This window comes from Variovorax sp. GW822-FHT04A09 (assembly GCF_058801005.1).
Window position 1 is genome coordinate 2,012,784 of the sequence record NZ_JBXAMV010000001.1, and the last position, 20,507, is coordinate 2,033,290.

General features: G+C 66.0%; 22 protein-coding genes. 14 read left to right on the top strand and 8 right to left on the bottom strand.

Annotated elements, in window-relative coordinates; translation table 11 throughout:
- Window positions 1-29: 29 nt before the first annotated feature.
- The 5 genes from AC1RLW_RS09310 to ahpC form a co-directional block, all read right to left on the bottom strand.
- Window positions 30-416, bottom strand: coding sequence for a VOC family protein (locus tag AC1RLW_RS09310; protein ID WP_493192860.1), 387 nt, complete (start codon window positions 414-416; stop codon window positions 30-32).
- Complete coding sequence (locus tag AC1RLW_RS09315) at window positions 413-1,498, bottom strand: hemin-degrading factor (RefSeq protein ID WP_493192861.1); 1,086 nt, start codon at window positions 1,496-1,498, stop codon at window positions 413-415. Before AC1RLW_RS09315 ends, AC1RLW_RS09310 begins: the two co-directional genes overlap by 4 nt.
- Window positions 1,499-1,535: 37 nt before the next feature.
- Complete coding sequence (locus AC1RLW_RS09320) at window positions 1,536-3,752, bottom strand: TonB-dependent hemoglobin/transferrin/lactoferrin family receptor (RefSeq protein ID WP_493192862.1); 2,217 nt, start codon at window positions 3,750-3,752, stop codon at window positions 1,536-1,538.
- Window positions 3,753-3,912: 160 nt separating this feature from the next.
- Entirely contained in the window at window positions 3,913-5,469 is a 1,557-nt protein-coding gene (gene ahpF / locus AC1RLW_RS09325; RefSeq protein WP_062473035.1) for an alkyl hydroperoxide reductase subunit F, read from the bottom strand.
- 88 nt (window positions 5,470-5,557) lie between these two features.
- Complete coding sequence (gene ahpC, locus AC1RLW_RS09330; RefSeq protein ID WP_070059611.1) at window positions 5,558-6,121, bottom strand: alkyl hydroperoxide reductase subunit C; 564 nt, start codon at window positions 6,119-6,121, stop codon at window positions 5,558-5,560.
- Between the two features lie 259 nt (window positions 6,122-6,380).
- Between ahpC and bfr the strand changes: the two genes are divergently transcribed.
- The 6 genes from bfr (at window position 6,381) to AC1RLW_RS09360 (ending at window position 11,478) form a co-directional block, all read left to right on the top strand.
- Window positions 6,381-6,857 (top strand): bacterioferritin, encoded by a 477-nt coding sequence (gene bfr / locus AC1RLW_RS09335; protein WP_062473038.1) that lies wholly within the window; start codon window positions 6,381-6,383, stop codon window positions 6,855-6,857.
- Window positions 6,858-6,988: 131 nt separating this feature from the next.
- Complete coding sequence (locus tag AC1RLW_RS09340) at window positions 6,989-7,636, top strand: PepSY-associated TM helix domain-containing protein (protein ID WP_493192863.1); 648 nt, start codon at window positions 6,989-6,991, stop codon at window positions 7,634-7,636.
- A gap of 98 nt (window positions 7,637-7,734) precedes the next feature.
- Window positions 7,735-8,235, top strand: a complete 501-nt coding sequence (locus AC1RLW_RS09345; RefSeq protein ID WP_185993643.1) for a DUF2271 domain-containing protein — start codon at window positions 7,735-7,737, stop codon at window positions 8,233-8,235.
- A gap of 47 nt (window positions 8,236-8,282) precedes the next feature.
- Entirely contained in the window at window positions 8,283-9,092 is an 810-nt protein-coding gene (locus tag AC1RLW_RS09350; protein ID WP_493192864.1) for a DUF4198 domain-containing protein, read from the top strand.
- Between the two features lie 14 nt (window positions 9,093-9,106).
- Window positions 9,107-10,117 (top strand): FAD:protein FMN transferase, encoded by a 1,011-nt coding sequence (locus AC1RLW_RS09355; RefSeq protein WP_493192865.1) that lies wholly within the window; start codon window positions 9,107-9,109, stop codon window positions 10,115-10,117.
- Window positions 10,114-11,478, top strand: a complete 1,365-nt coding sequence (locus AC1RLW_RS09360) for a sulfite reductase subunit alpha (RefSeq protein WP_493192866.1) — start codon at window positions 10,114-10,116, stop codon at window positions 11,476-11,478. Before AC1RLW_RS09355 ends, AC1RLW_RS09360 begins: the two co-directional genes overlap by 4 nt.
- A gap of 18 nt (window positions 11,479-11,496) precedes the next feature.
- Here AC1RLW_RS09360 and AC1RLW_RS09365 read toward each other — a convergent pair whose 3' ends face one another.
- Window positions 11,497-11,718 (bottom strand): hypothetical protein, encoded by a 222-nt coding sequence (locus AC1RLW_RS09365; RefSeq protein ID WP_139140281.1) that lies wholly within the window; start codon window positions 11,716-11,718, stop codon window positions 11,497-11,499.
- Between AC1RLW_RS09365 and AC1RLW_RS09370 the strand changes: the two genes are divergently transcribed.
- From AC1RLW_RS09370 to hemP, 7 genes are all read left to right on the top strand, one after another.
- Window positions 11,717-14,098, top strand: a complete 2,382-nt coding sequence (locus AC1RLW_RS09370) for a catecholate siderophore receptor Fiu (RefSeq protein WP_493192867.1) — start codon at window positions 11,717-11,719, stop codon at window positions 14,096-14,098. The two genes, AC1RLW_RS09365 and AC1RLW_RS09370, sit on opposite strands and share 2 nt — an antisense overlap.
- 104 nt (window positions 14,099-14,202) lie before the next feature.
- Window positions 14,203-14,883 (top strand): Fe2+-dependent dioxygenase, encoded by a 681-nt coding sequence (locus tag AC1RLW_RS09375; RefSeq protein ID WP_070059743.1) that lies wholly within the window; start codon window positions 14,203-14,205, stop codon window positions 14,881-14,883.
- A gap of 111 nt (window positions 14,884-14,994) precedes the next feature.
- Window positions 14,995-15,267 carry a (2Fe-2S)-binding protein gene (locus AC1RLW_RS09380; RefSeq protein WP_062473051.1) on the top strand — a complete coding sequence of 91 codons (273 nt, stop codon included), beginning with the start codon at window positions 14,995-14,997 and terminating at the stop codon, window positions 15,265-15,267.
- Between the two features lie 104 nt (window positions 15,268-15,371).
- Window positions 15,372-16,061, top strand: a complete 690-nt coding sequence (locus AC1RLW_RS09385) for an energy transducer TonB (RefSeq protein WP_070059744.1) — start codon at window positions 15,372-15,374, stop codon at window positions 16,059-16,061.
- 22 nt (window positions 16,062-16,083) lie between these two features.
- Window positions 16,084-16,800, top strand: a complete 717-nt coding sequence (locus AC1RLW_RS09390; RefSeq protein WP_062479023.1) for a MotA/TolQ/ExbB proton channel family protein — start codon at window positions 16,084-16,086, stop codon at window positions 16,798-16,800.
- Between the two features lie 8 nt (window positions 16,801-16,808).
- Complete coding sequence (locus AC1RLW_RS09395; protein ID WP_062479026.1) at window positions 16,809-17,222, top strand: ExbD/TolR family protein; 414 nt, start codon at window positions 16,809-16,811, stop codon at window positions 17,220-17,222.
- Between the two features lie 104 nt (window positions 17,223-17,326).
- Window positions 17,327-17,539: a hemin uptake protein HemP gene (gene hemP / locus AC1RLW_RS09400; RefSeq protein ID WP_099796208.1), complete on the top strand. Its 213-nt coding sequence runs from the start codon at window positions 17,327-17,329 to the stop codon at window positions 17,537-17,539.
- A gap of 184 nt (window positions 17,540-17,723) precedes the next feature.
- Here the strand turns inward: hemP and AC1RLW_RS09405 are convergent, their stop codons facing one another.
- Complete coding sequence (locus tag AC1RLW_RS09405) at window positions 17,724-18,131, bottom strand: GlcG/HbpS family heme-binding protein (RefSeq protein WP_056583078.1); 408 nt, start codon at window positions 18,129-18,131, stop codon at window positions 17,724-17,726.
- A gap of 171 nt (window positions 18,132-18,302) precedes the next feature.
- Here AC1RLW_RS09405 and AC1RLW_RS09410 point away from each other — a divergent pair, with 171 nt between their 5' ends.
- Window positions 18,303-19,004 carry a Bax inhibitor-1/YccA family protein gene (locus tag AC1RLW_RS09410; protein WP_062479032.1) on the top strand — a complete coding sequence of 234 codons (702 nt, stop codon included), beginning with the start codon at window positions 18,303-18,305 and terminating at the stop codon, window positions 19,002-19,004.
- A gap of 46 nt (window positions 19,005-19,050) precedes the next feature.
- Here the strand turns inward: AC1RLW_RS09410 and rlmD are convergent, their stop codons facing one another.
- A complete protein-coding gene (gene rlmD / locus AC1RLW_RS09415) occupies window positions 19,051-20,487 on the bottom strand; it encodes a 23S rRNA (uracil(1939)-C(5))-methyltransferase RlmD (RefSeq protein ID WP_159277556.1) in 1,437 nt (478 codons plus the stop codon).
- Window positions 20,488-20,507: the final 20 nt, after the last annotated feature.

Here is a 20,507-nt window from a genome sequence, read left to right on the forward strand (position 1 = left end):
GGTCACGGACAGCGAAAGGAGGACGCGCGTCAGCCGCGCCGGGGAATGTTGTGTGCGATGCGCCAGAGCACGCCGGTCGGGTCGGTCAATGTGAAATCGACCATGCCCCAGGGGCGTTCGGCGGGTGGCGTGGCCTGTACGGCGTAGCGTTCGGTCAGCCGCTGCGCCTGCACGCGGTCCCACCAGGCCAGCGCGTCATCGACGAGCAGATGCATCATGAAATTCTCTGCATGGGTCTGGACGTAGAAGTCCTGCAGCAGGAAGCTGCTCTCGCCACAGAAGAAGTAAGCAATGCCGTCCTCGTTCGAGGCCAGCGTGAAGCCCAGGTCCTGGTAGAAGGCGATGGAGAGCGCGAAGTCTTTCGCCGGCACGAAGGCCTTGATCTCAACCACGCCCGGAACGGCGTCGGCACTCATCGCGCTTGCACCTCAGAGGTGGCCAGGCGCGAGAGCTTGGCCACGATCTCGCGCCACTCCGTGCGCTCGGGCACGCCCGGCTTGCGCGCACCGAAGAACATCGCCATCAGCTCGCCCTCGCCGTCGAAGGCTTCGACCGAAGTCACGATGCCGTCGCTGGTCGGCTTCTGGACGATCCACACGCTCGCGATGCGGTCTTCGCGCAGGTGCAGGTTGAAGCCGGGGTCGAGCACGTTGAGCCACTGCATGCCGTGCATCTCCATCGGCTCGATGCGCACGACCGGCCCCGAGTGGATCTGGATGCAGCCGGGGCTGCCGACGAACACCATGATCGGCGTGCCGTCGAACGAAGCCTCGAGCAGCAGCTCGCGCACGGCGCTGGTCTCGCCGCGCTGCGTGAACTCGCCTTCGGTGAGGCGAAAGCTCTGTTGGCGCTCCACGTCGAACTTGTTGAGCAGGCCGAAGAATTCGTGCGTGTCCTGCATGCCGCGCCAGGCGTCGGCCAGTGCGACCGCATCGATGGCGCCGTCGTCGCGTGGCGCCGCCTTCTTCTCGCCGGGCACGAACTGCCCCGGTGCGTCGGGTGCGGCGGTGTAGGTGTCGATGACCGACTGGAACGCATCGCGGTCGGTCGCATCGCGCACGAAGATCTTGTGCACTGCCACGCCCTGCGGGCTGAAGAACTGCAGGCTCAGCGACGGCGGCACGCCGGCATTGGCCGCCGCCTCGCTGACCGCGAACCCTGCATGCCAGCGGCTGAAGAACAGGCGCAGGTCGATGACCTCGCCCAGCGCGAGCCCCATCGCGTCGCTGCCGGACACCTTCTCGTAGACGCCGGTCTTCTCGTGCACCGTGGTCTCGTTGCGGGTGAGCGCCAGCACGGGGCCACACAGCTCCAAGGCTTGCAGCAGCTCGACCCACGGGCCCTTCAGCCGCGTGGCGCGCAGCGCCTTGTCGTGCGCGCCGGTGTGTGCCGCAATCGCATCGCCTTCGCTCAGGCCCATGGCCGCGGCCGCGTCCTTGTGGCGCATGCCCTTGGCGCGCAGTTCGGCGAAACGGGTGCGGATGTCTTCGGCATTCATCGGGTGTCCTTTGTTTGGAGAGAAGTGGCGGTTCGGCTCAGAAGTCCGCCACGAGCGAGACGTTGAAGCTGCGGCCCGGCTGGGTGTAGGCGTCGCGGATGGCCGAGGTGGTCGTCACGCCGCGCACATCGCTCCACATCCAGTAGCGCTTGTTGGTGAGGTTGGTCACCGACGCGTTCAGGCGCAGATCCCTGCGGATGCGCCACTGCGCGCTGATGTCCAGCGTGGTGGCCGCCGGCGTGCGGAACTGCAGGCCCGTGGTCACTTCGCTGCGATCGACGTCTTCCCACTCCTTGGCGCCATGATGAACCGCATCGAGGCGCACGCTCCAGGCCGGCGCCTGGTACTTGAGTCCGGCGCTGAACTTCTGCGGATCAATCGAATTGAGCGGCCGGTTGTTGGTGCGGTCGCGGCCCTGCGTGCGGCCGTAGGCGAAGGGCACGGAGAAGCCGTTGCCGTTCTCGGTGAAATCGAGCTCGCCCTTGATCTCGAAGCCGCTGATGCGCGCGCGCCCGACGTTGACGGTCTGGTAGATCAGCGGGTCGATGCGCGGAATGCCGCGCCCGCCCACGAGCTTGTCGTTCTCGATGAGGTCCTTGTAGTCGCCTGTGAAGGCGGCCACGTCGAAGCTCAGGATGCCCGTGCGCCCGCGCACGCCCAGCTCGATGTTCTGGCTCTTCTCGGGCTTGAGGTTCGGGTTCGGGATCGTCTTGTAGCCCGAGATCACGTTCTCGAAGAAGTTGTTCACCTGGAACGCGTTGGGCGCCTTGAAGCCCGAGGCGTAGTTGCCGTACACGCTGAACTGCGGCGTGGCGCGGAACAGCACGCCCAGCTTGGGCGACACGGCCGAGCCCGACAGCGACACGGCCTGCGCGTTGAAGCCCGCCTGCTTCGCATCGAGCGAGAAGCGGTCGAAGCGGATGCCGGGCGTGATGCTCCAGCGGTCGTGGATGAACTCGTCCTGTACGTAGAAAGCCGTCGAGGTTTCGCGGGTGTCGGGAAAGCGCTTGAGCGGGTAGCTCTCGCCGGCCGGCGGCACGAGGCCGGTCTGCAGGTTCTCGACGTTGGTGCGCGTGTAGTCCAGGCCGTAGGTGATCTTCTGGGCCCAGCTGCCCATGCGGATCGTCTTGTCGGCCTGCAGGCCGAACTGCCAGGTGTTCTCGTCGTAGGTGACGTCGCGCGTGCGGTCGGCTGCGGTGAAACGGTCTTCGTAGATGTACTCGCGCGAGCCGGCCTTCTGGTAGCTCACGACGGCGAGCAGGTTGTCGGCCACCACGCTGTTCAGGCGCAGCCGGCCTTCGTAGGTCAGACGGTCGCGGTCGAGGTCGGTCTTGGCGTTGAGGCCGATCACCGAGGTGGACGCATACGGCGGCTTGGCCACGCCCGACAGCAGGTTGTAGCGGCTGCTCTTCTCGACGTGCTCGAAGGTGAAGGCGTGGCGCTGGTCGGCGTTGGGCGTGAGGATGGCCTTGGCCAGCAGCGAACGGGTCTGGTCGCGCTGCGGATTGGGCGTGGTGCGGTCGAGGTTGGGCACGTTGAGCGAGCCCCGGTTCTCGAGTTCGCTGGCACGCCCGAGGTTGGCGGACACGAGCCACTCGAGCACGTCGTTCGCCTTGCCCGCGAGCGTGACGCCGCCGCGCACGCCGTTGTCTTCACCGCGGTAGCCGATGTTCGCGCTGCCGCCGAAGGTCTTGCCATCGCGCAGGAAGGACGAGGGCTCGCGGGTGATGAAGTTGACCAGCCCGGCCAGGCCGTCCGAGCCGTACAGCGCTGAGGCCGGGCCCTTGATGATCTCGATGCGCTCGACCAGGCTGATGTCGAAGTAGTCGCGGCCGAACGCATTGGCGCTGAACACGTAGCTGCGCGGCGTGCGGATGCCGTCGGTCAGCAGCAGCACGCGGTTGCCGTCCAGGCCGCGGATGTTGAAGCCCGCGTTGCTGTCGCGCCCGGTGTTGCCCTGCGCCAACCCGAAGCGCGCAGGCGAACGCTTGACCGACACGTTGGGCAGGTCGCGCACGGCATCGCGGATGTCGTGGATCTGCTTGCTCTCGATGTCCTGGCGGTTGATGACCTCGATGCTCAACGGCAGGTCGTCCCTGGCCTGCTCCGAGCGCGATCCGCTCACCACCACTTCGCCGAGCGCCGCGAGTTGCTGGGACCACGCAGGCGCGGCGGCCATGCCGAAGGCAGAGGCGATCAGCCAGGGCAGCAGCGCAGGTCGATGGGAAGACGGTCGAGGGAAATGAGCGGCCACGAAAAAGGTCCAGAAAACAGTTGAAGAACTGCTTGCTGGACCTTGAGGCGCAAAGGCTTGCGCGAGTGACCTGGCTGGCAATGAGGGGCAGCGGTGTGCCCGTGTTTTTATTGTATGAGAATAATTCTCATCTTCACAACTTCAGACACTTAAGACTTACTCACGCAGGGGCCGTCGTGCGGATCAGGTGGTCGAACGCACCGAGCGCCGCCTTCGCGCCGTCGCCGGCCGCGATGATGATCTGCTTGAACGGCACCGTGGTGACGTCACCCGCCGCGAACACGCCGGGCACCGAGGTCTGGCCGCGGGCATCGACGACGATCTCGCCGTGCTTCGTCAGCTCGACCGTGCCCTTGAGCCAGTCGGTATTGGGCACGAGGCCGATCTGGATGAACACGCCTTCGAGCTCGACCTTCTTCAGCTCGCCCGATGCGCGATCCTTGTAGACCAGCCCGTTGACCTTCTGGTCGCCGGTGATCTCGGTGGTCTGCGCGTTGGTGAAGATGTCGACGTTCTTCAGGCTCTTGAGCTTGCGCTGCAGCACGGCATCGGCGCGCAGTTGCGTGTCGAACTCGATCAGCGTCACGTGGCCGACGATGCCGGCCAGGTCGATAGCGGCCTCGACGCCCGAGTTGCCGCCGCCGATCACCGCCACGCGCTTGCCCTTGAACAGCGGACCGTCGCAGTGCGGGCAGTAGGCCACGCCCTTGTTCTTGAACTCGTGCTCGCCGGGCACGTTGATGTTGCGCCAGCGGGCACCGGTCGAAATGATGACGGTCTTGCTCTTGAGCGACGCGCCGCTTTCGAGCTGCACCTCGATCAGGTCCTTGCCCGGCACCAGTGCCTTGGCGCGCTGCAGGTTCATGATGTCGACGTCGTAGTCGCGCACGTGCTCTTCGAGGGCGTGGGCGAACTTCGGTCCTTCGGTTTCCTTGATCGAGATGAAGTTCTCGATGCCCAGCGTGTCGAGCACCTGGCCGCCGAAGCGCTCCGAGGCGACACCCGTGCGGATGCCCTTGCGTGCGGCGTACACCGCGGCAGCGGCACCGGCGGGGCCTCCGCCGACGATCAGCACGTCGAACGCATCCTTGGCGGCGATCTTGGCGGCTTCGCGCTCGACGCCGCTGGTGTCGATCTTGGCGAGGATTTCCTCCAGGCTCATGCGGCCCTGGCCGAACTCGGTGCCGTTCAGGAACACGGTCGGCACGGCCATGATCTGGCGTTCCTTGACTTCGTCCTGGAAGGTGCCGCCCTCGATCATCGTGGTGCGGATGCGCGGGTTCTGGATGGCCATCAGGTTCAGCGCCTGGACCACGTCGGGGCAGTTGTGGCAGGTGAGCGAGACGTAGATCTCGAACTCGAAATCGCCGTCGAGCGCCTTGATCTGGTCGAGCACAGCCTGCTCGACCTTGGGTGGGTAGCCGCCGATCTGCAGCAGCGCAAGGATCAGCGACGTGAATTCATGGCCCATCGGCAGGCCGGCAAAGCGCGGGCCGTGGTTTTCGCTCGGGCGGTTGACCGAGAACGAGGGCTTGCGGTGGTTGTCGTCGCGGCTTTCGGTCAGCGTGACCAGCGGCGAGACTTCGGCAACGTCCTTCAGCAGCGACAGCATTTCGCCCGAAGCCTTGCTGTCGTCGAGCGAGGCAACGATCTCGATCGGCTGCGTGGCGCGTTCGAGGTAACTCTTCAATTGGGCTTTGGTGCTGGCGTCAAGCATGGCAGACTCTCTTTCGATAACTGGAAACTATCAACTGGGGACAAAAAAGCCCGGGGCCTCGTGAGCGCCCGGGCTTTGCGCGGGGCGCTTAGATCTTGCCGACGAGGTCGAACGACGGAGCGATGGTCTTGTCGCCGTCATTCCACTTGGCCGGGCAGACTTCGTTCGGGTGCTCGGCGGTGTAGACCGCTGCCTTGAGCTTGCGCAGGGTTTCCTTGACGTCGCGGGCGATTTCGTTGGAGTGCACTTCGGCGGTCTTGATGACACCGTCGGGGTTGATCACGAAAGTGCCGCGCAGTGCCAGGCCTTCTTCGGGGATGTGCACGCCGAACGCGTTGGTCAGCGTGTGGGTCGGGTCGCCCACCAAGGGGAACTTGGCCTTGCCGACGGCCGGCGACGTGTCGTGCCAGACCTTGTGCGAGAAGTGCGTGTCGGTGGTCACGATGTAGACCTCGGCACCCAGCTTCTGGAACTCGGGGTAGTGGTCGGCCGCGTCTTCGACTTCGGTCGGGCAGTTGAAGGTGAAGGCCGCCGGCATGAAGATCAGCACAGACCACTTGCCCTTGAGCGTCTCGTCGGACACATCGATGAACTTGCCGTTGAGGTAAGCCTGGGTCTTGAAAGGTTGGACTGCGGTGTTGATCAGGGACATGTGATTCCTTGGATGCTGCGGTTGGAAAAATAAGCGTGAGCCATGAGTATAACTACCAATATATCGTTTTTGATAGATATCAACTATTGAAAGTATTGGAACCCGCTATGTTTGCCATCGCCTCGCGCGTCGCCTTGCGCCAGGTCAATACGAACGTGTATCACCATCACACGCATGCAGACCGGCGCAGCATGGGTTTGCTTGCAAGCGTGTGTTCGCCCCTCCGACAATCACCGCTTTCAGAACAAGGAAAATAATCATGAAGGGCGACCCCAAAGTCATCGAACACCTGCAGGCGCAGCTCAAGAACGAGCTGACTGCCATCAACCAGTACTTCCTCCACTACCGCATGCTCAAGCACTGGGGCCTGGACAAGCTGGCAAAGAAGGAATACGAGGAATCCATCGGCGAGATGAAGCACGCCGACAAGCTCATGGACCGCATCTTCATGCTCGACGGCCTGCCCAACCTGCAGGACCTGGGCAAGCTGAACATCGGCGAAGACGTGCCCGAACTGCTGCGCTGCGACCTCGGCGCCGAAACCGGCGCGCAAGCGACCATCAAGGATGGCATCGCGCATTGCGAATCGGTGCGCGACTATGTCTCGCGCGACCTGCTGCAGGAGATCCTGGACGACACCGAGGAGCACATCGACTTCCTCGAGACGCAGATCGACCTGATCGACCGCGTCGGCCTGCAGAACTACCTGCAGCTGCAAGTGGGCGAGCTCGAGTAAGCACAACGCAACGCAGCCACGGCATTGCAAACAAACGGGGCTTCGGCCCCGTTTTTTATTGCTCTTTACTTAACTTCATAGCCACTGAATAGCAGTCATTCTCATTCGCGCGACTACAATTCGCGCTTTCGATGACTGCCCCCGCCCGTTCCGACAACCGCCGCCGCGCCTATTGGCTCAAGACCCTCCACGAGTGGCATTGGGTCAGTTCCGCCATCTGTCTCGTCGGGATGATCCTGTTCAGCCTCACGGGCTTCACGCTCAACCACGCGGGCCAGATCGAGGCCAAGCCGGTCGTCACCACGCACAACGGCACGGTCGACGACGCCTTGCGCGTCCGCCTCGAACAGCAGCTGCCGGCCGCCAAGGCCCAGCAGGGCAAGGCGCCGCTTCCCGCCGAACTGCAAGCCTGGCTGCGCAAGCAATGGGACATCGACACCGCCGGCCGCGAGGCCGAGTGGTCCGACGACGAAATCTACCTCTCGCTCCCCCGCCCCGGCGGCGACGCCTGGCTGCGGCTGAGCCTGCCCGAGGGCGAGGTCGAATACGAGCGCACCGACCGCGGCTGGCTCTCCTACTTCAACGACCTGCACAAGGGCCGCAACACCGGCACGGCCTGGAGTTGGTTCATCGACATCTTCGCGGCCGCCACGCTGGTCTTCTCGGTCACCGGGCTGTTCATTCTCAAGATGCACGCGGGCAACCGCCCCTTCACTTGGCCCATGGTGGGCATGGGGCTGGTGGTGCCGGTGCTGCTCGCGTTGCTGTTCATTCACTGACCGATCCGATCGACGGATCGGCCGGTGCGTTGTCTTTGCTGATTCAGGAAGAAAGAGGTTTTCCCGTGCACCTTCGCTACTCGCTCGCACCGATCGCCATGTCGGCGCTGTTCGCGGCCCCGGCCATTGCCGCCGGCCTGTCGGTCAACATCGAGATCCCCCGGCTCAACGTGTCGGAGTACCACCGCCCCTACGTGGCGACCTGGATCGAACGCGCCGACAGCACGATGGCCGGCACGCTGGCCGTCTGGTACGACGTGCGCACCAAGACCAACAACCCCGAGGGCGAAGGCACCAAGTGGCTCAAGGACATGCGCCAGTGGTGGCGCCGCGGCGGCCGTGAACTGGCGGTGCCGGTCGATGGCGTGACTGGCGCCTCCAAGCCCGCCGGCAAACACCAGCTGAGCTTCACCGAAGGCACGGGCGCCATGCCCAAGCTCGCCCCCGGCGCCTACAAGCTGGTGGTGGAAGCCGCCCGTGAAGTCGGCGGCCGCGAGGTTGTGACCATCCCGTTCCAGTGGCCGCCCACCGCCGCCGCGCAACCGGTCGCCGCCGGCAAGGAAGAGCTCGGCGAGATCAAGCTCGAGCTCAAGCCCTGACCGCCGCCGCCACCCACTCCGCCCACCCGCTCATTCCAAGGACCACCATGACCCGCTTCACCCTGCGCGCCGCCGGCCTCGCTCTCGCCCTCTCGGCCGTTGCCTCCGTGACCCAGGCGCACAACGCCTGGCTGCTGCCCTCGACCACCGTGCTGTCGAAGGCCGACACCGTGAGCGTCGACGCCGCCGTGTCGAACGACCTGTTCGTTGCCAACCATGCGCCGCTGCGCCTGGACGGCCTGCAGATCACCGCCCCCGACGGCAGCTCGGTCAAGCCGGAATCCGAAGCCAAGCTCAAGCTGCGCAACGTGTTCGACGTGAACGTCGCGCAGCCGGGCACCTACCGCATCGCGGTGGTCAACAACGGCGCGTTCGCCGCCTGGAAGGACAAGGCCACGGGCCAGAACAAGCGCGCCCGCGGCACGGCCGAAACCATCGCCAAGGAAATCCCGGCCGATGCGCAGGACGTGACCATCACCCAATCGGCCGGCCGCATCGAGACCTTCGTGACCGTCGGCAAGCCCTCGGCGCTCAAGCCCATCGGCCAGGGCCTGGAACTGATCGCCGCCGGCAGCCCGACCGACCTGGCCAAGGGCGAGAAGGCCACCTTCACGCTGCACCTGGACGGCAAGCCCGCCAAGGACCTTGAAGTGACCGTGACCGCCGGCAACACCCAGTACCGCGACAAGCTCGACGAGCTCAAGCTCAAGACCGACGACAAGGGCCAGTTCAGCGTGACCTGGCCAGCCGCCGGCATGTACTGGCTCGACGCCAGCACCAAGGACAGCAAGACCACCGTGCCGCAAGCCAAGGAACGCCGCCTGAGCTACGCGGCCACTCTGGAAGTGATGCCCTGACCCTGCGTTCTTCCTTGGGCCTTTCCTTCAGCACCTGGCTAGCGGGCGGCTACGCCAACGCGGCCGTTCCCCGCCCCGCCGATCCCGCCAGCCTCCAGCAGCTCGGCGGGCAGACGATGGGCACGACCTGGTCACTGCGCTTCGACAACCCGCAGATGCTGCCGCTCGCGCAGGTGCGCGAGGCGGTCGAGGCCGCGCTCGCGCGCGTGATCGACCAGATGAGCCACTGGGAACCCGACTCCCTCATCAGCCGCTTCAACACCGCACCCGCCGGTTCGCGCCATGCGCTGCCGGCGGAGTTCGCACAGGTGATGCAGTGCGCCCTCGCGTGGGCGCAGGCCAGCGGCGGCGCGATCGATCCGACGGTCGGTGCGCTGGTGGCGCGCTGGGGCTTCGGCCCCGCAGCATCACAGGACAACGCCCTGCCCTCACCCGACGCGCTGGCCGCACTCCACTCGAACGTCGGCTGGCAACGGCTGGCATTCGATGCGACCGCCCCCACGCTCCTGCAACCCGGCGGCGTGCAGCTCGACCTGTCCGGCATCGCCAAGGGCTTCGCAGTCGACCATGGCGTCGACGCGTTGCGCGCGCTCGGTCTCACCGACCTGCTGTTCGAGATCGGCGGCGAGCTGCGCGGCATCGGCCGGCGACCCGGCGGCGCGCCGTGGCAGGTGCAGGTCGACACCGAGATGCCGACCCCGCAACGCATCGCCCTGGCCGACATGGCCGTCGCCACCTCGGGCGACCGCTGGCATCGGCGCGCGCTCGAAGGCCGCAGCTGGTCGCACACCATCGATCCGCGCGACGGCGAGCCCGTGGCGCATGCGCTGGCCAGCGTCACCGTGCTGCACCCGCAGTGCATGCAAGCGGATGCACTCGCCACCGTGCTGACCGTGCTCGGCCCCGACGAGGGCCTGGCCTTCGCACAGCAGCGCGACATCGCGGCCCTGTTCATCTCTCGCGCCGACGACGGGTCGCTCTCCGAGCGAGCCACGCGCGCGTGGCTCGCGCAGGCGGGCGCATGACCGAGACCTTGTGGCGTGCGCTGGGGGCCAGCGCGACGGTCGTGGCCTATGCCGCGCTGTGCCTGGGCATCTACGCACGCCAGCGACGGCTGCACGCCACGGCCTCCCGCGAAGCCGCGGCGCTGTCGGCTGGTGACGGCGCGCAGACGTCGCCCACCCTCGTGCTGTTCGCCAGCCAGACCGGCCAGGCGGAAACCATCGCGTGGCAGACCGCGCGACGTCTGCGCGCAGCCGGCACCGCCGTGCGCGTGATGGCCCTCAACGCCCTCGACAGCGCCACGCTGGCCTCGGCCCGCCGCGCCCTTTTCGTGGCCAGCACCTACGGCGAGGGCGATGCGCCCGACGGCGCCAGCGTGTTCGCCGAGCGCGTGATGGGCGCGCCGCTGGCGCTGCCGTCGCTGCGCTACGCCGTGCTGGCGCTCGGCGACCGCCAGTACGCCCACTTCTGCGGCTTCGGCCGCGCGCTCGATGCGTGGCTTCACACGGCCGGCGCCGTGCGCGACTTCGATCCCATCGAGGTCGACAACAGCGATCCCGCCGCGCTCGCCGATTGGCACGCCCGCTGGGGCGATGCGCCAGAGGGCGGCGACGACGCCCCGGCGAGCTTTGCGCCCTGGAAGCTCACGCGGCGCGAACTGCTCAACGCCGGCAGCACGGGCGGCCCGGTCTTCCATCTCGGCCTCACGCCGCAAGCCGGCGCCCTGCCGCACTGGGCATCGGGCGACCTGGCACAGGTCGCCGTCGCAGGCGATCCTGCGCGGCCGCGCGACTACTCGATCGCCTCCCTGCCCGCCGACGGCGAACTGCAACTGCTCGTGCGGCAGGAACAGCACCCCGACGGCTCGATGGGCGCCGCGTCGGGCCTGCTCACTTCGACGCTCTCGGTCGGCGACTCCGTGGCGCTGCGCCTGCGGCCGCACCGCGGCTTCCGGCTGGAGGGCAACGAAAACCGTCCGCTGATCCTGATCGGCAACGGCACCGGACTGGCCGGCCTGCGCGCCCACCTGCGCACACGCGCCGCGGCCGGCCGCAAGGACAACTGGCTCGTGTTCGGCGAGCGCCAGTCCGCGCACGACTTCCTCTGCCGCCAGGAAATCGAAGCCTGGCAGGCCTATGGCACGCTCGCCCGGCTCGACATGGTCTTCTCGCGCGACCAGGCCGAGCGCTTCTACGTGCAGCACCGCCTGCTGCAGGTGGCCGACACGCTGCAAGCCTGGCTGCGCGATGGCGCCGCCGTCTATGTCTGCGGCAGCCTCCAGGGCATGGCATCGGGCGTCGACGCGGCGCTGCGGCAGATCGCCGGCGACGACCTCTGGGCCGAGCTGTCGGCCAGCGGGCGCTACCGCCGCGACGTCTACTGAACGGCCCGCGCGGCCTCGTCAGTTGCGCGCCGGCAACGGAGCGGGCGAAACTTTCTGGTTAAAAGCGGCCAGTTGAGCACCTTGGTATTGAGAAGCAATATCATTTGCATCGATTTGCAAAAACCCTTCGCAAATCAGCTCACCCAGCCAGTCTTGCCGCCCTTTTTCTCCCCGAGAGTGCGCCGCCCGGACCCAGCCAGTCGAGCTCTGCCCGCCCGCCCTTTCTGGAGAAAACAACATGGCCTATATCAAGAGCCGCAAACACGCCGTCGCACGCGCCGTTCCTCACCTTTCGGGTGCCGCCGCAGCCACGCTGCTGGCCATCGCAGCCCCCGCCGCCTTTGCCCAGACCGGGCGGGCCCTGCCTGAAGTCCGCGTGCAGGATTCGAGCGCCGCCGACTACAAGACCGACACCTCGGCCAACCCGAAGTTCACGGCCCCGCTGGTGAACACGCCGCAGACCATCCAGGTGATCAAGGAACAGATCATTCGCGAACAAGGTGCGACCACGCTCACCGAAGCGCTGCGCAACACCGCCGGCGTCGGCACCTTCTTCCTGGGCGAGAACGGCAACACGAACACCGGCGACGCCGTCTTCATGCGCGGCTTCGACAGCTCCAGCAGCATCTTCGTGGACGGCATCCGCGACCTGGGCTCGGTCTCGCGCGACATGTTCAACATCGAGCAGGTCGAAGTCGTGAAGGGCCCGTCGGGCACCGATGTGGGCCGCACCTCGCCCACCGGCTACATCAACCTCGTCACCAAGAAGCCGAAGCTCGAAGACAGCTTCCTGGGCTCGCTCGGTTTCGGCAGCGCCGACTACAAGCGCGGCAGCATCGACTGGAACAAGTCGCTCAGCAGCGCCAATGGCATCGGCGCCGCCTTCCGCCTGAATGCGGCGATGGAAGACTCGGGCGTGCCCGGTCGCGACTTCGTCAAGAACAAGCGCACGGCGATTGCACCCTCGATCGCGCTCGGCCTGAATTCGCCCACGCGCTTCTACTTCGACTACCTGCACGTCGACCAGGACAACGTGCCTGATGGCGGCGTGCCGACCATCGGCCTGCCCAGCTATTCGAACCCCGATCCGACGGCCCTGGGCGCACGTCGCCGCAGCTTCCTGAACTACGCGGCACCGGTCGATCCGAAGAATTTCTACGGCACCGCCTACGACTTCAACAAGGTGACGGCCGACATGTTCACCGCGCGCGTGGAGCACGACTTCACGCCTGACATCACGCTGCGCAACACGACCCGCTACGGCAAGACGAAGCAGGACTACATGCTGACGGCGTTCATGCTCGGCGGCCTGGGCACCAACGGCAACCCGCCGCCCTCGGGCAACACCGCGTTCCTCAGCACGCCGATCCCGGGCCTGCCGTCGACCTGGACGACCACGCGCAACCTGCCGACCAACAAGAACCAGGAAAACACGATCTTCGTCAACCAGACGAACGTGACCGCCAAGTTCAACACCGGCAGCCTGAGCCACTCGCTCAGCGCCGGCGTCGAGCTGATCCGTGAAGAGCAGTCGAGCCTGGGCTACTTCAGCCCCGGCGCCACGTTCAACGGCAAGGTCGTGCAGAACGGCGCCTGGCCGGTGGCCAACCTGTACGCGCCGAACCCGTACGTGAACGGCTACAACCGCATGCTCAGCGGCGCCGACAGCAAGGGCGTGACCAACACGGTCGGCCTGTACGCCTTCGACACCATCAAGCTCAACGAGCAATGGCAGATCACCGGCGGCCTGCGCTTCGACCACTACAGCACCTCGTTCCAGAGCGCGACGCTGTCGACCGCAACGACCAACCCCGGCCTGCCGGTCGGCACGCTGGTGCCCTCGTCGCTCAAGCTCTCCGACAACCTGTTCACCGGCAAGATCGGCGTGGTCTACAAGCCCGCGAAGAACGGCAGCATCTACGCGGCCTACGGCACTTCGGCGCAGCCCCCGGGCGGCGCGAACTTCTCGCTGTCGGCCGCCGGCACGGGCAACAGCGCGGCGCGCACCGACTTCCTGCCGCAAAAGGCCAAGACCTTCGAAGTGGGCACGAAGTGGGACGTGCTGGACGACAAGCTGTCGCTGACCGGCGCGGTCTACCGCACCGACGTGACCAATGAAGTGGTGCAGGACCCGACCAACACCGCGCTGTACTACCAGAGCGGCAAGAAGCGCGTGCAGGGCATCGAGCTGGGCGTGGCGGGCACCATCACCGAACGCTGGGGCATGAGCGCCGGTTTCACGACGATGGACACCAAGGTGCAAAGCGGCCCCAACGTCACGGCCGACGGCACCAACGTGCTGACCTACACGCCGAAGAACTCCTTCACGGCCTGGACTACCTACCAGTTCCCGTTCGGCCTGACGGTCGGCGGCGGCGCGCGCTACAACGGCAAGCTGCACCGCGGCACCGACGGCGCCGTGGGCACGCCGGCCTACATCGACTCCTACTGGGTGTTCGATGCCATGGCGTCGTACCGCATCAACAAGAACGTCGACATCCAGCTGAACATCGCCAATGTGTTCGACAAGCAGTACGCGGCCGCCATCAACAAGAGCGGCTACCGCTACACGCCGGGCATCCCTCGCTCGGCCAAGATCACCGCGAACTTCGCGTTCTGATCCCGACGACCGCGTCGCCTCCGTGCCGGCCCTTGCGGCAGGCGCGGTGCGACACTCGAGCCCCGGCCTGCGCCGGGGCTTTTTTTCTTGTGGAGTTCACCGAAATGATGCTGCATGTGCCCGACGTGCTGAGCCCGGACCAGGTGCGCGAGATGCGCGCCGCACTCGACGCCACCCACTGGGTCGACGGCCGCGAAACCGTGGGAGACCAAGGCGCCCAGGTGAAGCGCAACCGCCAGTTGCCGGAGTCTTCGCCGGTCTCGCGCGAACTCGGCGCGACCATCCTGGCCGCGCTCTCGCGCCACGCGCTGTTCTTCTCGGCGGCACTGCCTGCGCGCTTCGTGCCGCCGCTGTTCAACCGCTACGAGGGCGGCGAGCACTACGGCGTGCATGTCGACGGTTCGGTGCGCGCGGTGCCGGGCAGCAGCCAGCAGCTGCGCACCGATCTGTCGTGCACCCTTTTCCTGAGCGATCCGGAGGATTACGACGGCGGCGAGCTGGAAGTGATCGACACCTACGGCTCGCACGAGGTCAAGCTGCCGGCCGGCGACCTCATCCTCTACCCGGCGAGCAGCCTGCACCGCGTGCACCCGGTCACGCGCGGGGCGCGGGTGTGCTCCTTCTTCTGGCTGCAGAGCATGGTGCGCAGCGACGCCCAGCGCGGCATGCTGTTCGAACTCGACCAGACCATCCAGAAACTGCGCGCCCGCCTGGGCGAATGCGAGGAAACCGTGGCGCTCACCGGCCACTATCACAACCTCTTGCGGCTCTGGGCCGAGGTGTAACACCGGCTTGCAAACTCCGACTGCATGTCAGTCATAGTGATTGCAAATGCGATGGATTCTTATTTATAATGAATCACATCCAACAGCCAGCCAACTGCCGCTTTCACTGCCATGATCGTTTGCGTCTGCCGCCGAGTCTCTGACCGTGAAATCGCACGTCACGTGCGCGCGGGCATGACTTTCGACGAAGTCCAGTTCGAACTCGGCGTGGCCACCCAGTGTGGCCAGTGTGAAGGTTGTGCCCGCGACATCGTGGCGCAGTGCAGTGTCTCTCACCCGGTCGCCGCCTTGAACTGCGAATCGGCGCCGAGAGCGATCCAGCTTGCCAACTCCATCAAGGAAAGCAAAGCATGGAACTCGTCTCGGCTCTCGGCGGCAGCCTGATCCTCGTCGCCGGCTCTGTCTGGTGGATTTTTCGCAAGTAGCGTCTCTGTAGCGGTTTTGCTGCAATCGGGGCACGATTTGTAGTGCCCGCATTCGAATGGTTGATCGTGTCTGACCGCTTTGCCCCCCCTCCCTCCTTTCTTGGCCTGTCGCGCACTGTCGTCATTGCCGGCGGTGTGATCCTGTTTCACGGCGCCGCGCTCTGGGCGCTGCAAAGCGGCCTGCTGCGCCGGGCCGCCGAAGTGGTGATTCCCGTCGAGATCCTGAGCCAGTTCGTCGAACCGCCGAAACCCAAGGCCGATCCGCCGCCCCCGCCTCCTCCGCCGCCGCAACCCAAGGTGAGCAAGGCGCCGCCGCCGCCGCGCCCGCAGGCCATCCGCGAACCCAAGCCGACGCCCGCGCCGAACGCGACCTCGGGCACCACCGAGCCGCCGCCCCCGCCTGCTCCACCGGCACCGCCCGCGCCGCCAGCCCCTCCCGCACCGCCGCCGTCGCCCCCGGCGCCGCCCGCCGTGCAGCTGCCGTCGAGCAATGCCGACTACCTGCAGAACCCGAAGGCGGTCTATCCCGCCATGAGCAAGCGGCTCGGCGAACAAGGCAAGGTGATCGTGCGCGTGCTCGTGGGCGCCGACGGCCTGCCCAAGAGCGCCGAGGTCAAGAAGTCCAGCGGCTTCGACCGCCTCGACGAGGCCGCCGTCGAATACATCATGAAATGCCGGTTCGTGCCCGGCAAGGTCAACGGCGTGGTGCAGGCCATGTCTTACGACGCCCCCGTCAACTACGTCCTGAACTAATTTTTCTCTGGAGCAACTTCGTATGGATTCCCAATTTGGCTTGATGAACGTCTGGAATCAGGGCGACTTCGTCACCAAGGCTGTCGCGGTTCTGTTGATCGGCATGTCCCTCGCATCGTGGATCGTGATCATCGTGAAGGCGCTCGACGTCATCAAATACAAGCGCCTGGCCAAGCACTCGCAGGACTTCTGGCACAGCGAAGATTTCGCCACCGCCCTGAACAAGCTGGGCACCGACGACAGCAACCCCTTCCGCGCCCTGGCGCTCGAGGGCCGCGAAGCCGCCGCCCACCACCGCAACACCAAGGCACACCTGCATGACGCGCTCGACGTGAGCGACTGGATCACGCGCGCCCTGCGCAACGGCATCGACGCCTTCACGGCACGCCTGCAGACCGGCCTGGCCATCCTCGCTTCGGTGGGTTCGACGGCACCCTTCATCGGCCTGTTCGGCACCGTCTGGGGCATCTACCACGCGCTGATGAGCATCGGCTCGGCCGGCCAGGCGACCATCGACAAGGTGGCCGGCCCGATCGGCGAAGCGCTGATCATGACGGCCCTGGGCCTGGCGGTCGCCATCCCCGCCGTGCTGGGCTACAACGCCCTGGTGCGCGGCAACAAGTTCGTGCTGACCAAGCTCAACAGCTTCGCCCACGACCTGCACGCCTACTTCGTGACCGGCGCCCGCGTGCAAAGCGGCAGCGGCGAAGCCGTCGTGGTTCCGCTCAAGAAGGGCTGAGCAGCATCATGGCTTTCGGAACGCAAGACGAACCCGATGAGGTGATGAACGAGATCAACATGACGCCGCTGGTCGACGTCATGCTGGTGCTCCTGATCATCTTCATCATCACCGTGCCGGTCATGAAGCACGCGGTCAACATCGACCTGCCCCGCGCCAGCAGCGAGCCCGAGCAGCCCAAGCCGCAGAACATCCTGTTCAGCGTCACGGCCGACGGCGCCTACTACTGGAACGAACAGAAGATCGACGACAGCGAGCTGCCGAACCGCCTGGCCGCCGAAGCCGCCAAGGAACCGCAGCCCGAGCTGCACATCCGCGGCGACAAGGCCGTGCGCTACGAGCGCGTGGCCAAGGCCATGGCCGAGGCACGCGAAGCCGGCGTGCGCAAGATCGGCTTCATCACCGAGCCCGACACGAAGTGATCTGAACGGGTGAATGACGGATCGAAAAAAAGTTGATCGCGACGATTGACTTTATATTGAGAATCATTATCATTCACTCATCGCTTCCATAAAGGGAACTCCAGATGCCAGCCACCCCGAATGCCTTTTCTGTCCTGAACCACCCTTCGCTCGACCAATCGGGTGGCGGTCATGCATCGATCCAGGTGGCGCGTCCGGCGCCGATGGTCGAAAGCACGGAGCTTCTGAAAGGAAGCAAGACCGTGGGCATCATGCACAACGGCTCGCTCTACCGGCTTCAAGCCACCAAACTCGGCAAGCTGATCCTGACCAAGTAGGTCGTTCGGCCCGCCCCTCGCGCAAGTTTCATCGTGGGGCGACTCGAGGAGATTCATCTCCGAAGGGTCGTTTTTTGCTAGCCAACGGTTCGCCGACTAGCCAAGCTTTTTTTCACGCTGAAGCCCCGAAAAAAGAAAACGCCGACCATCAGGTCGGCGTTTTGCTTTGGGCGAATGAAACGGCTTACAGGCCGAGCGCGGCGATGCCGGCCTTGGCGATCTGCGCATCTTCGTTCGACTTCACGCCGCTCACGCCCACAGCGCCGATGACGTGGCCGTCCTTCACGATCGGCACGCCGCCTTCGAGCAGGCCTTCCACCAGGGGCGCCGTCAGGAATGCGGTGCGGCCGCCGTTGATGATGTCTTCATAGACCTTGCTCTCGCGACGGCCCATGGCGGCGGTGTGTGCCTTGGCCGGAGCGATGTGCGAGGACAGCGCGGCGGCGCCGTCCAGGCGCTGCAGCCAGAGCAGGTTGCCGGCGTCGTCGGAGATGGCGATGGTCACGGCCCAGTTGTTCTTCAGGGCCTCGGCTTCCGCTGCAGCGGCGATGGCCTTGACGTCGGCGAGTTCGAGGAATGATTTGGTCTTCATGGATAGGCTCAGGTTGCGTCGAAACCCGACAGCATAACGGCGGGGCGCCGCAGCGTCCCGCGGGGGCTTAAGAACAACGGGCATACGGTCTTTGCAAGGCCCCCTCTTGCAGCCCCCTAGAATGCGCCCAACTGCGTGTCATTGCATGCAGCAACCTCAGGAGCTTCGGCCATGAACGACCGTGTGACCACCCTCGACACTTCCACCGGCTACGGCCAGACACTGCCGCAGGCCGAACGCCAGCGCGTGCTGCGCAATACCTACTGGCTGCTGGCGCTGAGCCTGCTGCCCACCGTGCTGGGCGCCTGGATCGGCGTGAGCACCGGCATCACCCGCTCGCTCACCGGCGGACTCGGCCTGATCGTCTTCCTCGGCGGCGCCTTCGGCTTCATGTTCGCGATCGAGAAGACCAAGAACTCCGCCGCCGGCGTGCCGGTGCTGTTGGGCTTCACCTTCTTCATGGGCCTGATGCTGTCGCGCCTGCTCGCGATGGTGCTGGGCTTCAAGAACGGCCCCGAACTGATCATGACGGCCTTCGGCGGCACCGCCGGCGTGTTCTTCGTGATGGCCTCGCTGGCCACGGTCATCAAGCGCGACCTGTCGGGCATGGGCAAGTTCCTGTTCGTCGGTGCGCTGGTGCTAATGCTCGGCGCCGTCATCAACGTCTTCGTGGGCTCGAGCACCGGCATGCTGGTGATCTCGGTGGCGGCCATCGGCATCTTCTCGGCCTACATGCTCTATGACCTGAAGCAGATCATGGACGGTGGCGAGACCAACTACATCAGCGCCACGCTGGCCCTGTACCTGGACATGTTCAACGTGTTCCAGAGCCTGCTGGCCCTGCTGGGCATCTTCGGCGGCGAGCGCGACTGAGCGGCTTGCTCCGACCCCAAGAAAAAAGGCCCCGAGGGGCCTTTTTTCATTCCAGCTCGAAGACCGCGATCGACTCGACGTGCGCGGTGTGCGGGAACATGTTCACCACGCCCGCGAAGGTGCAGCGGTAGCCCGCCTGGTGCACCAGCAGGCCGGCGTCGCGCGCCAGCGTCGACGGGTTGCAGCTCACGTACACGATGCGCTTGGGCGGCGTCCAGCCACCGGTGCGCAGTTCAGGCTGCTGGTGCAGGTCGGCCATCGCCTTGGCCAGCGCGAAGGCGCCTTCGCGCGGCGGGTCGACCAGCCACTTGTCGGCGCTGCCGTCGGCCACCAGCATCTCGGGCGTCATGTCGAACAGGTTGCGGGCCACGAACCGGGTGGCCGACAGCGCACGCCGCTCGGGCGTTGCAGGCTGATTTCTCTGGAAGTTGTCGGTGGCGCGTGCCACCAGCGTGTCGCTGCCCTCGATGCCCAGCACCTCGCGCGCCTGGCTCGCCAGCGGCAGCGTGAAGTTGCCCAGGCCGCAGAACCAGTCGATCACGCGCTCCTCGGGCTGCACATCGAGCAGGCGCAGCGCCTTGCCGACCAGCGCACGGTTGATGTGCGGGTTGACCTGGGTGAAATCGGTGGGTTTGAACGGCATCGTCACACCGAACGCGGGCAGGCGATAGGCCAGCGGTGTGCCGCCCTCCTCCAGCAGCTTCACGGTGTCCGGGCCCTTGGCCTGCAGCCACCATTGAACGCCCTCGTTCTCGGCCGCGAACGCCTTGAGCCGCCCGATGTCGGCGCCCGACAGCGGCTCCAGGTGCCGCAGCACCAGGGCGATGGTGCCCAGCGCGGTCGAGTCCGGAGCGTCGCCGCAGGCCAGCTCGATCTGCGGGCAGGTGTCGCGCGCGTCCATGGAACCGATCAGCGCGCGCAGCGGCATCAGCATGGCGCTGACCTGCTTGGGCAGCACGGGGCAGACCTGCATGTCGGCCAGGTAGCGGCTCTTGCGCTCGTGGAAGCCGATCAGCACCGTGCCCTTCTTGACCACGTGGCGCACCGACAGGCGCGCGCGGTAGCGGTAGTGCCAGGCCGGGCCTTCGAGCGGGCGCAGCACGTTCTCGGGCTTGACCTTGCCCAGGTGCCAGAGGTTGTCTTCCAGCGCACGCTGCTTCACCGCCACCTGAGCAGCGGCGTCCAGATGCTGCATCTTGCAGCCGCCGCACGCGCCTGTGTGCAGGCCGAAGTGCGGGCAGCCGGGGCGCACGCGCTGCGAGGACTCGCGGCGGATCTGCGTGACCGTGCCCTGCTCCCAGTTGTTCTTGCGGCGGTGGACGTTGAACTGCACCTCCTCGAAGGGCAATGCGCCTTCGATGAACACGACCATGCCGTCGGACTTGTGGGAGACGCCTTGCGCGTCCAGGTCGAGCGACTCGACCTGGAGCCATTCATCGGCGGGGCTCGCGGGGACTTTCTTTTCTTCGATGGATTCCGTCATCCCCCGATTGTCTCAGCGTG

Bases quoted from the DNA above. Each gene is read 5' to 3' on its own strand.
- AC1RLW_RS09310 (WP_493192860.1), bottom strand. From the start codon at position 416: ATGAGTGCCGACGCCGTTCCGGGCGTGGTTGAGATCAAGGCCTTCGTG.
- AC1RLW_RS09315 (WP_493192861.1), bottom strand. From the start codon at position 1,498: ATGAATGCCGAAGACATCCGCACCCGTTTCGCCGAACTGCGCGCCAAG.
- ahpF (WP_062473035.1), bottom strand. From the start codon at position 5,469: ATGCTTGACGCCAGCACCAAAGCCCAATTGAAGAGTTACCTCGAACGC.
- ahpC (WP_070059611.1), bottom strand. From the start codon at position 6,121: ATGTCCCTGATCAACACCGCAGTCCAACCTTTCAAGACCCAGGCTTAC.
- bfr (WP_062473038.1), top strand. From the start codon at position 6,381: ATGAAGGGCGACCCCAAAGTCATCGAACACCTGCAGGCGCAGCTCAAG.
- AC1RLW_RS09340 (WP_493192863.1), top strand. From the start codon at position 6,989: ATGACTGCCCCCGCCCGTTCCGACAACCGCCGCCGCGCCTATTGGCTC.
- AC1RLW_RS09345 (WP_185993643.1), top strand. From the start codon at position 7,735: ATGTCGGCGCTGTTCGCGGCCCCGGCCATTGCCGCCGGCCTGTCGGTC.
- AC1RLW_RS09350 (WP_493192864.1), top strand. From the start codon at position 8,283: ATGACCCGCTTCACCCTGCGCGCCGCCGGCCTCGCTCTCGCCCTCTCG.
- AC1RLW_RS09360 (WP_493192866.1), top strand. From the start codon at position 10,114: ATGACCGAGACCTTGTGGCGTGCGCTGGGGGCCAGCGCGACGGTCGTG.
- AC1RLW_RS09370 (WP_493192867.1), top strand. From the start codon at position 11,717: ATGGCCTATATCAAGAGCCGCAAACACGCCGTCGCACGCGCCGTTCCT.
- AC1RLW_RS09365 (WP_139140281.1), bottom strand. From the start codon at position 11,718: ATGTTGTTTTCTCCAGAAAGGGCGGGCGGGCAGAGCTCGACTGGCTGG.
- AC1RLW_RS09375 (WP_070059743.1), top strand. From the start codon at position 14,203: ATGATGCTGCATGTGCCCGACGTGCTGAGCCCGGACCAGGTGCGCGAG.
- AC1RLW_RS09380 (WP_062473051.1), top strand. From the start codon at position 14,995: ATGATCGTTTGCGTCTGCCGCCGAGTCTCTGACCGTGAAATCGCACGT.
- AC1RLW_RS09390 (WP_062479023.1), top strand. From the start codon at position 16,084: ATGGATTCCCAATTTGGCTTGATGAACGTCTGGAATCAGGGCGACTTC.
- AC1RLW_RS09395 (WP_062479026.1), top strand. From the start codon at position 16,809: ATGGCTTTCGGAACGCAAGACGAACCCGATGAGGTGATGAACGAGATC.
- hemP (WP_099796208.1), top strand. From the start codon at position 17,327: ATGCCAGCCACCCCGAATGCCTTTTCTGTCCTGAACCACCCTTCGCTC.
- AC1RLW_RS09405 (WP_056583078.1), bottom strand. From the start codon at position 18,131: ATGAAGACCAAATCATTCCTCGAACTCGCCGACGTCAAGGCCATCGCC.
- AC1RLW_RS09410 (WP_062479032.1), top strand. From the start codon at position 18,303: ATGAACGACCGTGTGACCACCCTCGACACTTCCACCGGCTACGGCCAG.
- rlmD (WP_159277556.1), bottom strand. From the start codon at position 20,487: ATGACGGAATCCATCGAAGAAAAGAAAGTCCCCGCGAGCCCCGCCGAT.